Raw genomic sequence first — 12776 nt, 5'->3', positions numbered from 1 at the left:
CTTCATGTTTCGGGGAGAACAACCTTTTCGAGGATGCCACCGAACATCAGGCCGACCTGCCGAAACAGTGTCTCCTGCGGAATACGATCTTCCTCAATCGCCAGTTCGCCGACGATATAGGCGAATTCGACGACGATGCGGACACGGGTCCACAGAGTTTCTGGCGACACATCGGGTGCCAGCTGCCGGGCGGCCTCCATGATCTGGTCGGTATAGACCCGCTGCCACTTGAGCCTCACATGCGCGAGGTTGGGAAGCGCACGCAAGGCGCGGATTGTCCACATCCCGCTGGGCTCCTGCGCCGGAATGCGAACCGCCGCCTCGAACAGCTTTTCGAGCGCCTCGGCGGAAGGAAGGCGGCCGCCGTTTTCGGAGAACTCTGCAAACCAGGCCGAAAAGCTTTCATGTTGCTTGCGCACCAGCCGGTCGGCCAGCTCTTCGAGGACTTCATACTTGTTGTTGAAATAGTGATAGAAGGCCGGCGGCGTAAGTCCAGCGCGCGCGCAGATCTCATTCGACGTCAGCCGTTCGAAGCCGACATCCGCGAGCACGTCTGCCGCCGCCTGCAACAGTTTCTCAAAATTCGCCGTTGCCCGCGCATGAGTTGGCCGCCGCGCCTTCGCTGCACGCTGCCGCGTCTTCGGTTCAGTGTCCTTGGTCATCAACAGATTCCAGTAGCCGGCTAATCAACGGACAGATTGGAGGTCCATGCACTGTAGCCGGTGTGTTCTCCCCAGGTCGGAACACTCATCCCATAACGACTTGCGGTCATGCGGTCAAAGCCCCGGCTTTAGCCGCGCCCGTGTGATGTCCAGCATGAAGGCTGAAGCCTGATCCAGTGCCCGTTCCGCTTCCGGAATGGGGGCGGCCATCCAGACATGGAACATCTCAGGATATGTTTCCAGCCGTGCCTGGCTGGCTTTTGCAGCAAACCGCCGGGCGTCGGAATAGAGGACGTCGCGGGTGCCTCCAAAGACCAGCATGGGCGGCAGGCCCTGCGGATCGCCGAAGAGCGGGCTCAGATAGGGGGTGGCCCGGTCTGTGTCGCGCGCCCAGAGTTCACCGGCCCGCCTGAGCATCGGGATGTTCAGGAATGGGTCACGCTTTTCCAGTTCCGGCTGGTCGGAGCCGGATACCGTTATATCAAGCCAGGGCGAAAACAACACGAGGCCGGCTGGCAGCGACTTGCCTTCGTCGCGCCGTTTGAGGGCGAGCGCCAAAGTCAGTCCGCCGCCGGCGGAGTCCCCGGCAACAACGATATTGGACGCGCCGACCTTTTCCGCCAGTTCGTCGAAAGCTGTGTCTGCGGCTGCAAGTCCCTGCCGCCAGTCATGCTCAGGCGCCAATGGGTAAAGCGCAACCGTCGCGGTGCCGCCTGTGCGTCCAACGAGCCCGCCGATGATCGACCATTGTGGGGCAATGAGCTGCATCACATAGGCCCCGCCATGGAAATAGAGGATGTGTGGACCCTGTGTTCGACCGGTCGTTGCCGACAGTTCAAACCGGTGCCCGCTGCGACCTGCCGTGTCGCGGATATGCCATTTCTTTTGCAGGCCGCGGGGTGGGAGCGCCAGGCCGCGCCGCCGGTCCTTTTCGATTTCGGACAGCAAGACGGATGGATCGTTGCTCGCGCCATAGAGGATCGGCAGCAGCTTTATGACGGCCCAGGCCCGCATGCTGATCCCGCTGCGACGGCTTGCCCAGGCGATGCTCGCAAGGACGAACACTAGCAGGGCGACCGAAATGCTGAAAAAGATCATGTCTCGTGACTCTAGGATCATGGATGACGAAGATAGCGCCCGCCCGGGGCTTGTTCCCGGGCGGGCTCTTGTCGAGTGGCCGGGGTCACAGCCGCTCTCTGAGAAGTCGCATGGCTTCAGTGAAAGCGGCATTGGCCGCCGGCACGAAACCTGCCACGTTGATAAAGGGATGAACGAGACCCTCGAAAACTTTCACATGCGTCGGGATGCCGGCTGACTTCAGCTTCGCGCCATAGGCGAGGCCCTCGTCGCGCAGCGGATCGAAGCCAGCGATCAGCAGCACGGCCGGGCAGACGCCTTGCACATCGCCGAGAAGCGGTGAGGCCAGCGGGTCGAGGGCGTCTTCCGGTTTGCTGAGATAGAGGTCGGTGTACCATTCCATCTTTGCCTTTTCGAGGAAGAAACCTTCCGCGAAAAGCTGGTAGGAGCGCGACTGCTTGCTCATATCGAGCCACGGAACCCAGAGCATCTGGACCCGGGGCGGGAAAGGAGCATTGCTGCGTTGCTGGGCCACGACGGCCGCCGCGTTGCCCCCGGCACTGTCGCCTCCCACCGCGACCCGTCGACGGTCGAAGCCGAGCGTATCGGCTTCGACAACCACCGCATCGAAGGCCGCGAGGCAGTCCCTGATGCCGACCGGAAAGCGATGTTCCGGGGCAAGCCGGTAATCGACGGCGACGACAGCGCATTGGCCCTCATGCGCCAGTTGTCGGCAGACTTCGCGGTGAGACTCGAGTGAGCCTGCCACATGGCCTCCGCCGTGATAGAAGACGAGCACCGGCGCATTCGCGCGGGGCAGGGCAGCCGGGCGATGGATTTCGCAGCGGATCGGGCCGGCAGGCCCCTGAACCAGCCAGGGCTCGATCCTGACGCCAGGTGCGGGCGGATGGGTCAGCCAGTCGCCTTGCAGGTCGAAACCGGCACGGGTCTTTTCGACTGAATCGAGTGTGCCCGGCGGATCGGCGAAGTGCCGCACCATGAACTGCACCACGGGATCGAGGCGTTTGCCCTCGATTTCATGCGGCTTGCCGCTCAGAAGCTTCATGACCGGGACCGGCAGCCGGCATGTCGCGCGCGCAACCCATTTCAGGGGTGATGAACTCATGATCTTGGTTCCCTCTATTTTATCGAATGATTATATAGCTTTTACTATGGTTGTAAAGAATATGGCCCGCGACAAATTTCGTGGGAACAGAGAAGCCGTGATTGGTCCGTTCGCCGCGTCGGGCGCACGACAATGGTGGCCGTCGGACCGCCAGGATCACTTTGGCCCAGAAAATAAAATCATGACCTGCTGAAATCTTCCGCATCGGCAGGAAGTCCGACAGTCTCGACTGATGGGTCCGGCACCGCCGGAGTGGAGGAGACTATGGCGACGACTAACATTGGTCGCGAATCCGAGCTGCATTCGCGGCTGGGTGCGCGTGTGCATGCAGATATGCTTGAGGCGATCATCATTGGCGCCGGTTTTGGCGGACTCGGCATGGCGCACAGTCTGAAACGCCGTGGCATCAATCGTTTCGTAATTCTGGAAAAAGCCCGGACTGTTGGCGGCGTATGGCGCGACAATGTCTATCCTGGCGCGGCATGCGATGTCCCATCGCATCTCTATTCCTTCTCCTTCGCTCCCAATCCCAACTGGTCACGCACCTTTGCGGTGCAGTCGGAAATTCATGCCTATCTGGAGCAGTGCGCGGATGTGCTCGGCATCCGGGATCATGTTCGCTTTGGTATGGAGGTTCGCAGCGCCAGCTATGACGAGCGCGCGGATTGCTGGATGGTCAGGCTCGCCGATGGGCAGTCGCTGTCGGCGCGGTTGCTGATCAGCGCCGTGGGGCAATTGAGCCGCCCGGCCTTTCCGCGCATTCAGGGCAGCGAAAACGTGCAGATCCCCGTTTTCCATTCCGCCACTTGGGATCATTCGATCCCGCTGGAGGGCAAACGGGTCGGTGTGATCGGGACGGGTGCGTCGGCGATCCAGTTCGTGCCGGCGATTGCCGACACTGTCGGAGAGATGACGGTGTTCCAGCGTTCGGCGGCCTATATCCTGCCAAAGCCGGATCGCGCCTACTCGGCGCGCGAAAGGCAGCGCTTCGCCAAAAGCCCGTTCGCGATGAAACTGCATCGCCTGCAGATTTATCTCCGCTACGAGGCGCGGGCGCTCGCATTCACGCGGGTCAAGCAGTTAATGGAAGTCGCTGCCGGCTGGCCTTTCCGCAGGATGCTAAAGCGCACGGTCAAAGATCCGGCGCTTCGGGCAAAGCTGACGCCCGATTATCCGATCGGCTGCAAGCGTCTGCTCCTTTCCAACGATTATCTGCCGACAATGGCCAGGCCCAATGTCGCTCTGGTGACGGAAGGCATTCACCGCCTGACGCCGCGCGGCGTCGAGACCGCTGACGGAAAGCAACGTGAATTCGATGTCCTGATCTATGGCACGGGCTTTGCCGCGACCGAATTCCTGAGCCCGATGGAGATCACCGGGCGTGATGGTGTCGATCTCAACGATGCCTGGGGTGCGGGCGCGTCCGCCTATCTCGGGATGTCGGTGCCGGGCTTCCCGAATTTCTTCATGCTTTATGGTCCGAACACCAATCTCGGCCACAACTCCATCGTCTACATGCTGGAGTCTCAGATCGCGCACATCATGCGCTGCATCGACCGTATGACTGCGGCCGGAGCGAGCCGGATCGAGATCGGCAACGACGTATTCGAAAAGCAGGACGCGCGCATACAGATGCGGTTGGCGCAGACGGTCTGGAACGGCTGTAAGAGCTGGTATGTCAACGAACAGGGCCGCAACACGACCAACTGGCCGGGCTTTACCCTGTCGTATGGCTGGCTGACCCGCCGCCTCAGCCTCGACGCTTATCGCTTCAGCCGGTCGTCGGACAGCGTGGACGGCGCGCAAGTCATCCTGCCGCCGCAAGACCTTGCCGAGCGCATCAACGCGGTTGCTCTGCGCGGCTTTCTTCGCAGCGTCTTCCGGACATTGATCGGGCCGCCGTTTCCGGCCAGTTTCCAGCGCGTCGTCGTCTCCGTGCTGGCAACCTCCATGCCCGGGGTGGCTGGTGTTGCAGAGAGGCGCGCTGATATCGGCACGCTGCGGGTCGATGTTCTAACGCCGCGCGAGGCTGATGGCGCAACGGCGCAGGGCGCGATGCTTTACCTGCATGGCGGTGCTTTTTGCCTGGGCAATGCGAGATCGCATCGTTCGGTCACGACACGGCTCGCCGAGGCCGCCGGCATGGCCGTATGGGTGCCGGATTATCGACTGGCGCCTGAACATCCCTATCCGGCCGGGCTTGAAGACGCACTCTCCACCTGGCAGGCCATGCGCCGTGCCGGGCACCGCGCGGAGGATATCGTCATTGCCGGAGATTCTGCAGGCGGAAGCCTCGCGCTCGCGCTCGCCATCATGCTGCGCGACGAGGGCAAGGAACGCGCGGGCGGGCTTGTGCTTTTCTCGCCGGTTACCGATCCCGCGCTCGGTGGCGGTGCAGCCAAGGTGGACGATCCGATGATCCGGCGCGGCTGGCTCGCGCAGGCGCTCAAATGGTATCGACTGCCCGCCGAGGTTCTGGTGCAGAGGCCGCTTCAGGCCGCGCTGGACGGCTTGCCACCGATGCTGATCCAAGTCGGCGATCAGGAAATCCTGCTGAGCGATGCCACACGTCTCGCCGAACAAGCCCGTCGTCAGGGCGTCGATTGCCGGCTCGAAATCCATGCGCAACGCTGGCACGTCTTCCATCTTCAGGCCACCTACCTGTCTTCGGCGCGCCGTACGCTGGCTGCAGCCGGTGCGTTTGCCCGCTGCTGCGTGAAGACGGGATCGCGGCGGGCGACATTGTCCGGTTCGGAAGATCGGGCGCGCAAGAGCGTCGACGCCTGAAACAGGTCCGGCGTCGTAGAGAGTCGCCGAGGCATGAAGGAGCAGCACCGCAAGACAGTGCTCGCCTCAAATCAACGATAAAGGAGGGATCATGATTGAGTCAGCGGATTATATCGTCGTGGGGGCCGGACCGGGTGGTTGCGCGGTCGCTTCAAGGCTTGCCGAAGCGCGGGCTGATTGCACCATCGCCATTCTTGAGACCGGGCCTGCCAATGCCTCCCTCCTGTCCGATATCCCGCTGGGTATCGCCGCTCTGGTCGCCTTTCGCGGTCGGCACAATTATGCCTATCAGACCGTGCCGCAGCCGGGCCTGAATGGCCGGCGCGGTTTTCAGCCACGTGGACGCGGTGTTGGCGGGTCGAGCCTCATCAACGCGATGATCTACATTCGCGGCCAACGCGAGGACTATGACGGCTGGGCCGATGCGGGCTGCACCGGCTGGTCCTGGTCTGAGGTACTGCCCTATTTCAGGCGCGCCGAAGACAATGGGCGTGGCGCGGATGCGCTGCATGGCACCGGCGGCCCGCTTCGCGTCGAAGACCTGCGCGAAGACAATCCCGTCACGCAAGCCTTCGTGAAGGCGGCGCAACAATGCGGCTATGCCTACAATCCCGATTTCAACGGTCCCCTTCAGGAAGGGGTCGGCGAATATCAGGTCTTCCAGAAGGCAGGCCGTCGGTTCAGCGCGGCCCGCGCCTATCTCGAAGGCGCGCGCAAGCGGAGCAATATCGTCATCATCGCCGACGCTCAGTGCTCGGGCGTCGTGTTCGAAGGCAAGCGCGCGGTCGGTGTGCGCTACCGTCAGGGTGGCGCCGAGCGCAGTTTGACCGTGAGGCAGGAGGTCATTCTCGCGGGCGGCTCTTTCGGCACTCCTCAATTGCTGATGGCCTCTGGTGTCGGGCCGGCGCAACATCTGGCGAGCCTCGGCATTCCGGTCATCCACGACCTGCGCGAAGTCGGGGCCAATCTGCAGGATCACCTCGATTACACCATCAGCGCGCGGGCTAATGCAAAGGGCCTGTTTGGCGTGAGCCTTGGCGTGGTTGGCCAGGGCATCGGTGCATTCGGGCCCTGGAAGCGCGATGGGCGCGGAATGCTGACGACGAATGTGGCCGAGGCCGGCGGCTTCGTGAAAAGCAATCCGGCGTTCCACCGTCCCGATCTGCAACTGCATTTCTGCCTTGGCATCGTAGACGATCATAATCGCAAGCTGCATCTGGGCCGTGGTTATTCGCTCCACGTCTGTGCGCTTCGGCCTCATAGCCGCGGCGAGGTCAGGCTGGCGAGCGCGGATATGCGCGCAGCACCCCTGATTGATCCGAAATTCCTCAGTGACGAGCGCGATCTCGAGACATTGGTCGCCGGGGCGAAAATCTCTCAGCGCATTCTCGCGGCCCCCGCCATGGCCTCGATGCGGGCGAAGCTGGTTTACGGGACAGGCCGCGACGAAGATGCGCAACTGCGGGAACTCATCCGCGCGCATGCCGACACCATCTACCATCCGGTCGGCACCTGCCGCATGGGCGGTGATGCGGGTTCGGTCGTTGATCCGCAATTGCGTGTCCGCGGTTTTGCGGGGCTGCGGGTGGCCGACGCTTCGATCATGCCGAGCCTCGTCAGCGGAAACACGCAGGCGCCCACGGCGATGATCGGTGAGAAGGCGGCCGATCTGATCCTCGGCGTCAATGCGCGGGAGGAAAGCGAGCGGCTAATCACCTGAAACGGTCGCGCGTGCGCGGCTGCGATAGCGACTGGGCGAGATGCCGGTCCATCGCTTGAAGGACTGGGAGAAGCTGGAGAGGTCGCTGAAGCCGAGCTGTCCGGCGATCGTCAGGGCATCCTCCGCCGGGAGGGCTTCAGCCTGCGGCCCTCGGCCGAGCGCGCGGAGGGTCGTCCCCTCGGCCTGAAGCCGGCGTTTCACGGTCCACCCGCAAAGCTGGGCGTTCATCTACGACCTGCCCAATGCATGGGCACGCCGGGCCATCGTGGCCATCGGCGGTATGGATGCGGTTTTTGAAAAGGTCCGTATCCATCTCCGAACAATCTCCGAGCGAAGGCTTGACCCTCTAGTCGCTAGAGGGTGTAGCCGAAGAAAAAGAGATTCAAGGAGGCCATCATGGCGACGACATCCGGCAAAATGCGCTACAGCGTGGAGGGCATGGACTGCGCAAGCTGCGCATCCAAGATCGGTACGGCCGTGCGGAAGCTGCCCGGCGTCGTCGATGTTTCCGTTTCGGCAACGGCAGGTACGATGACCGTGAACTTCGCCGGCGAAGAAAATCTCCCTGCCGTGGAAAAGACGGTCCGCAAACTTGGCTACGGCCTGGCGGTGAAGGCGGGTGCGGATGCAGCCGAGCGCAAGGTGCAGGTCCCGCTCGCCCCCACCGATCACGGTCCCTCATGCAGCGATCACGATCATGCCGGGGATGAACATCATCACGGCTCCGACGGATGTTGCGGCTATGAGGCCCATGATCACGCAGCGCATCATGAAGGCGAACATGATCATGGGCATAGTGTTCACGATCATGGCGCGCCTGCCAGCGAACTTGGCCTTCATGGTCATGATCACGGTCCCACGAACGGGCCGTGGTGGAGGTCGCGAAAGGCTCTCCTGACGCTGGCGAGCGGCGTGGCGCTGGTCGTTGCCTATCTGGTCGGATATCTCGTGCCCTCTATTGCGGCCTACGCGTTTGTCGCGGCCATGCTGGTCGGGCTTGTCCCGATCGCTTTGCGTGCGTTCGCCGCAGCGCGCGCCGGGATACTTTTCACCATAGAAACACTGATGACGATCGCCGCGGTTGGAGCGGTGATCATCGACGCGAGCGAGGAAGCCGCTGCTGTGGTGTTCCTTTTCCTCGTTGGGGAATTGCTGGAAGGGATTGCCGCCGGACGCGCCCGCGCCAGTATCCAGTCCCTGACGAAACTTGTTCCCAAGACGGCCCTCCTCGAGGAGAGCGGCAAGACGCACGAGGTACAGGCCGATACGCTCGAGATCGGTTCGATCATCGTTGTCAGACCCGGCGATCGTATCGCGGCGGACGGTGTTATCGTCGAGGGGGTAAGCGCCATCAATGAAGCGCCGGTGACGGGGGAAAGCGTTCCCGTCCGCAAGGAGAAGGATGAGAGCGTTTTTGCCGGCACGATCAATGGCGAAGCCGTTCTGAAGATCCGCGTCACGGCAGCGGCGGCTGACAACACGATTGCACGGGTCGTGAAACTGGTCGAGGAGGCGCAAGAATCGAAGAGCCCGACCGAGAGGTTCATCGATCGCTTCTCGCGCTATTACACGCCGGGCGTTCTGGCTGCCGGTGCGCTGATCGCGGTGGTTCCGCCGCTCGGTTTCGGTGCGTCCTGGTCCGAGTGGGTCTACAAGGGGCTTGCCGTGCTGCTGATCGGTTGCCCCTGCGCGCTTGTCATCTCGACCCCGGCTGCGATTGCCGCTTCGCTCTCCGCAGGGGCAAGGCGTGGCCTGCTTCTGAAGGGCGGAGCCGTTCTGGAAGGCCTTGGCAAGCTGACAGTCGTAGCGCTCGACAAGACGGGCACACTCACAGAAGGTAAGCCGAAGGTGACGGACCTGATTGCTGTGGACGGATCGGAAAACGACGTTCTCGGGCTCGCCGCAGCGCTTGAGGCCGGGTCCAGCCATCCGCTTGCCGTAGCGATCCTGAACAAGGCGGCTGAGGTGGGTGTGGCCTTTCCTTCGGCCTTGAGCGCAAAGGCTCTCGGAGGGAAGGGCGTGACTGCCCGTATCGGCGAAGAGGATGTGTTCTTAGGCTCACCCCAGGCCGCCGAGGAAATGACGCCGCTCTCTGCGGAGCTGAAAGAGCGGATCCGGTCGCTGAACGACGATGGCAAGACGGTGTCTGTTCTGCTTGTCGGTTCGCGGATTGCCGGTGTGCTGGCCATGCGTGATGAACCCCGGGCCGATGCGCGGGATGGCCTTCGGAGCCTCATGGACCTGGGCATCCGAACGGTGATGTTGACCGGTGACAACAGCCGCACCGCCAAGGCCATTGGCGCCCAACTGGGCATGGATGACGTGCGCGCCGAACTTCTGCCTGAGGACAAGCAGAGGATCGTCGGCGAATTGAAGTCGAAGGGCCTTGTCGTGGGCAAGGTCGGAGATGGGATCAACGACGCGCCAGCGCTTGCTGCTGCCGACATTGGCATTGCGATGGGCGGCGGTACGGATGTCGCGCTGGAGACCGCCGATGCGGCGGTGCTTCATGGTCGGGTCAGCGACATTGCCCGGATGGTCAAGCTTTCCCGTATCACGATGGCGAACATCGCGCAGAACATCACCATCGCGCTCGGGCTGAAGGCGGTTTTTCTCGTGACGACGGTCATGGGGGTCACGGGCCTGTGGCCCGCCATCCTGGCGGATACGGGCGCGACGGTGCTGGTGACGATGAACGCGCTGCGGCTTCTTTCGCCCTCGCTCGAGGGCGACGAGAAGTAACAGGGCCGGACGCGTTCAGGTGGCGGTCTGGTCGGCCCAGGTGAGCACGAAGCGCGCGCCGGGTCGATTGTCTTCGATCTTGATGGTCAGACGGTGGAGGTCCGCGATGGCCTTGACCATGCTCAGCCCCAATCCATGGCCGGGCGAATTGCGGCTTTTGTCGAGGCGATAGAGCCGCCGGAAAACCTTTTCGCGTTCGCCTTCCTCGATGCCGTACCCGTTGTCGGCAACAATGGCGGCGAAAGCGCGGCCCTGCCGCTCCAGCGACAGGGTAATTCGTGTACCTTCCGGGCAGTGATTGATGGCGTTTTCGACAAGGTTGACCGTCATCTGTGTCAGCAACTCCTTGTCGCCCTCGATCGGAAATGCGCCGACCGGTGTCGCTATGAGATGGATCGTCTGCCCATTGTCCTCGGCAACGCCTGAAAAGATCTCCGCGACATTTTCGAATATCTGTTTCATGTCGAGCTGTGTGAAGCGCGATTTGCGGGTGCCGGCCTCAATCTGCGAAATACGCAGCAGCGCCTGGAACGTGCCATTGATCCGGTCGCTTTCGACAAGCGCTTCCTGGAGCTGATCGCCGACTGCCTGACCACTCTCCTGTCGGATCGCGGCTTCCTCGAGGATCAGCTTCAGCCGGTTCAGCGGCGTTTTCAGGTCATGGGCAATGTCGGCGCTGACCTGTTTCATGCCCGCCATCAGATCGGACAGACGGTCCAAGGCGGCATTGATCTGGCCGGAAATGAGGTCGATATCGTCGCCGCGGCCAGCCAGCTGTACCCGTTTGGAGAACTGCCCGTCCGAAATCTCATTCATCGTTTGCGCAATTGCAGCGATGCGATCCTGGGCGCGGCGGGCGAGAAATATACCCACGGCAATGGCCAGCAGCGACGTTGCAACCGTCATCCAGGCGAAGCTGGAGAAGATGATGTGAGCCAGTTCGTCGGTGGCGCCCAGGCTCTGTCCGACCAGAAGCCGGTTGCCGTCGATCGCGCCGGTAAAGATCCGGAAGCGGCCGCCGGTTGTAAGACCGAGTTCCGCACCGGTGGCCGTCTGGACCCCGTTCACATTCTTGAAAATCGTCACATTGCCGGCAAGGCGCTTGCCGTCCGGCGCTTCCAGATAGAAGACGCTCAGGTAGCCTTTCTCCAGCTTGCTGAAAGCCTCCATCACCTTCTGCAAATCGTCGATCCGTCCGGACGAGTAGGTGGACTGGATGACGGAGTAGGTCTCCGCGACAGATGCGTCGAGCGTGGCGTAAAGTTCGCGCCGCAGGAGTTCGTAGGTCAGGAAATAGACCAGAAGCGACGACGTCACGAAGAGCAGCGCATAAGCGACGGCCAGGCGGAAGGGCGTACTGCGCCAGAACTTAGCCGGGTGCATGGATGCTGTATCCGGTATTACGCACGGTGTGCAGAAGCTGGATGTCGAAGGGCTTGTCGATCTTGGTTCTCAGCCGGCTGATATGGGTTTCGACGACGCTGGTCTGCGGATCGAAATGGATATCCCAGACCTTTTCGAGCAGCATGGTGCGCGTCAGCACGCGGCCTTCGGCGCGCATCAGCGTTTCCAGAAGAAGGAATTCACGCGGCTGGAGTTCGATAGGCTGGCCGGCGCGGTGTGCCTTGCGGCGCACGAGGTCGAGCTCCAGATCAGCGACCTTGAGAACTGTCCGCTGTTCCTGCACGGGCGGACGGCGGGCAAGCGCGTTTAGCCGGGCGAGCAGTTCGGAAAAGGCGAAGGGCTTGACCAGATAGTCATCCGCACCGGCTTCCAACCCCTCCACACGGTCATCGACGCCGCCCATGGCAGTCAGGAAAAGCACCGGCGTCTTGACGAGCGCCGCGCGTGCTGCCCTGACCAGCGAAAGGCCGTCGAGACCGGGCAACATGCGATCGACAATCAGCACATCATAGTGATCCCGGTCCTGCGTCGCCTGAAAGAGTCCGTCCCTGCCGTCGCGGAACGCATCGCAGACATGACCGGCCTCCGTCAGCCCCTTGGCAACAAAGGCGGACATTTTCTCATCGTCCTCGATGACCAGTATGCGCATTTCGATCCGTTCCGGCATTATGCTTGCACAGGCACGATGCCATGTTTTTCTTGAGCGAAGCTTCCTACCTGCGGGCAGACGGCTCAACCGCCTTTGCCGGCGATGCTTGTCCGGATTTCTGCATCCGGCCTGTCATTCAACACTCGATTTTTCCAAGGCGTCAACCGCCCGGCTGTCAAAGCCGAGCGGTTTGCCGAGGTCAAGCGGGCGCCGGTTCAACGAAGAACGACGGTGAAGCTGCCGTCGTTTGCCTGCACGATGCCGGCGACGTTGTTGAGCTGAACATTCATGCTGCGCAGCTTGGAGGCGAGCGCCTTGTTCTTGCCGAGGATCGACTTCGCTTCCGCAGCGTAGATCTCGGGCTGGTTCAGCATGTACTTGTAGTCCTTGTTCATCCTGTTATGGCCGTCAATGAGGACAACCTCAACATCCGAGGTGCTGGCGACAGGGAATGAGGGAAAGTATTCGTTCATCGGGGCGGCCTGGGCGAAGCTGCCGCCGAGGCCGAACACGAGGGCCGAAGCGAGGATGATCTTGTGAGCGCGGGTCATGGGGGTCTCCTTTTTTATTGCGCCAGCGTCTGTGGGAGGAGCTCGTTTCGAGCTTTCT

Annotated in this window: 10 protein-coding genes; 3 read left to right on the top strand and 7 right to left on the bottom strand. The window is 62.1% G+C overall.

Features of this window, described 5'->3' with window-relative positions; genetic code table 11:
- Positions 1-2 precede the first annotated feature (2 nt).
- The 3 genes from LQK83_RS15895 to LQK83_RS15885 all read right to left on the bottom strand — a co-directional run bounded on the left by LQK83_RS15895 (position 3) and on the right by LQK83_RS15885 (position 2865).
- Positions 3-662, bottom strand: a complete 660-nt coding sequence (locus LQK83_RS15895; RefSeq protein WP_230838376.1) for a TetR/AcrR family transcriptional regulator — start codon at positions 660-662, stop codon at positions 3-5.
- Between the two features lie 114 nt (positions 663-776).
- Positions 777-1760, bottom strand: coding sequence for an alpha/beta hydrolase (locus tag LQK83_RS15890; RefSeq protein ID WP_230838375.1), 984 nt, complete (start codon positions 1758-1760; stop codon positions 777-779).
- A gap of 85 nt (positions 1761-1845) precedes the next feature.
- Positions 1846-2865: an alpha/beta hydrolase gene (locus LQK83_RS15885; RefSeq protein WP_230838374.1), complete on the bottom strand. Its 1020-nt coding sequence runs from the start codon at positions 2863-2865 to the stop codon at positions 1846-1848.
- A 264-nt stretch (positions 2866-3129) separates the two neighbouring features.
- On the opposite strand from LQK83_RS15885, the gene LQK83_RS15880 reads away from it, so the two are divergent.
- Together LQK83_RS15880 and LQK83_RS15875 are read left to right on the top strand one after the other, a co-directional pair.
- Positions 3130-5652, top strand: a complete 2523-nt coding sequence (locus LQK83_RS15880; RefSeq protein ID WP_230838373.1) for an alpha/beta hydrolase fold domain-containing protein — start codon at positions 3130-3132, stop codon at positions 5650-5652.
- Positions 5653-5743: 91 nt separating this feature from the next.
- Complete coding sequence (locus LQK83_RS15875) at positions 5744-7372, top strand: GMC family oxidoreductase (RefSeq protein ID WP_230838372.1); 1629 nt, start codon at positions 5744-5746, stop codon at positions 7370-7372.
- Here the strand turns inward: LQK83_RS15875 and LQK83_RS15870 are convergent.
- Positions 7361-7573, bottom strand: a complete 213-nt coding sequence (locus LQK83_RS15870; protein ID WP_230838371.1) for a helix-turn-helix domain-containing protein — start codon at positions 7571-7573, stop codon at positions 7361-7363. The genes LQK83_RS15875 and LQK83_RS15870 overlap by 12 nt on opposite strands.
- A 195-nt stretch (positions 7574-7768) precedes the next feature.
- Between LQK83_RS15870 and LQK83_RS15865 the strand changes: the two genes are divergently transcribed.
- Positions 7769-10114, top strand: a complete 2346-nt coding sequence (locus LQK83_RS15865; protein ID WP_230838370.1) for a heavy metal translocating P-type ATPase — start codon at positions 7769-7771, stop codon at positions 10112-10114.
- A gap of 15 nt (positions 10115-10129) precedes the next feature.
- On the opposite strand, the gene LQK83_RS15860 is transcribed toward LQK83_RS15865, so the two are convergent.
- From LQK83_RS15860 to LQK83_RS15850, 3 genes are all read right to left on the bottom strand, one after another.
- Positions 10130-11497: a sensor histidine kinase gene (locus tag LQK83_RS15860; RefSeq protein ID WP_230838369.1), complete on the bottom strand. Its 1368-nt coding sequence runs from the start codon at positions 11495-11497 to the stop codon at positions 10130-10132.
- Positions 11484-12167 carry a winged helix-turn-helix domain-containing protein gene (locus LQK83_RS15855; RefSeq protein ID WP_230838368.1) on the bottom strand — a complete coding sequence of 228 codons (684 nt, stop codon included), beginning with the start codon at positions 12165-12167 and terminating at the stop codon, positions 11484-11486. Before LQK83_RS15855 ends, LQK83_RS15860 begins: the two co-directional genes overlap by 14 nt.
- A 215-nt stretch (positions 12168-12382) precedes the next feature.
- Positions 12383-12718: a hypothetical protein gene (locus tag LQK83_RS15850; RefSeq protein WP_230838367.1), complete on the bottom strand. Its 336-nt coding sequence runs from the start codon at positions 12716-12718 to the stop codon at positions 12383-12385.
- Between the last annotated feature and the right edge of the window lie 58 nt (positions 12719-12776).

The organism is Rhizobium sp. C1 (genome assembly GCF_021026335.1).
Taxonomy (GTDB): domain Bacteria; phylum Pseudomonadota; class Alphaproteobacteria; order Rhizobiales; family Rhizobiaceae; genus Ensifer_A.
Note: the sequence above shows the minus strand (reverse complement) of the source record. Positions and strands in the feature narration are given on the sequence as shown.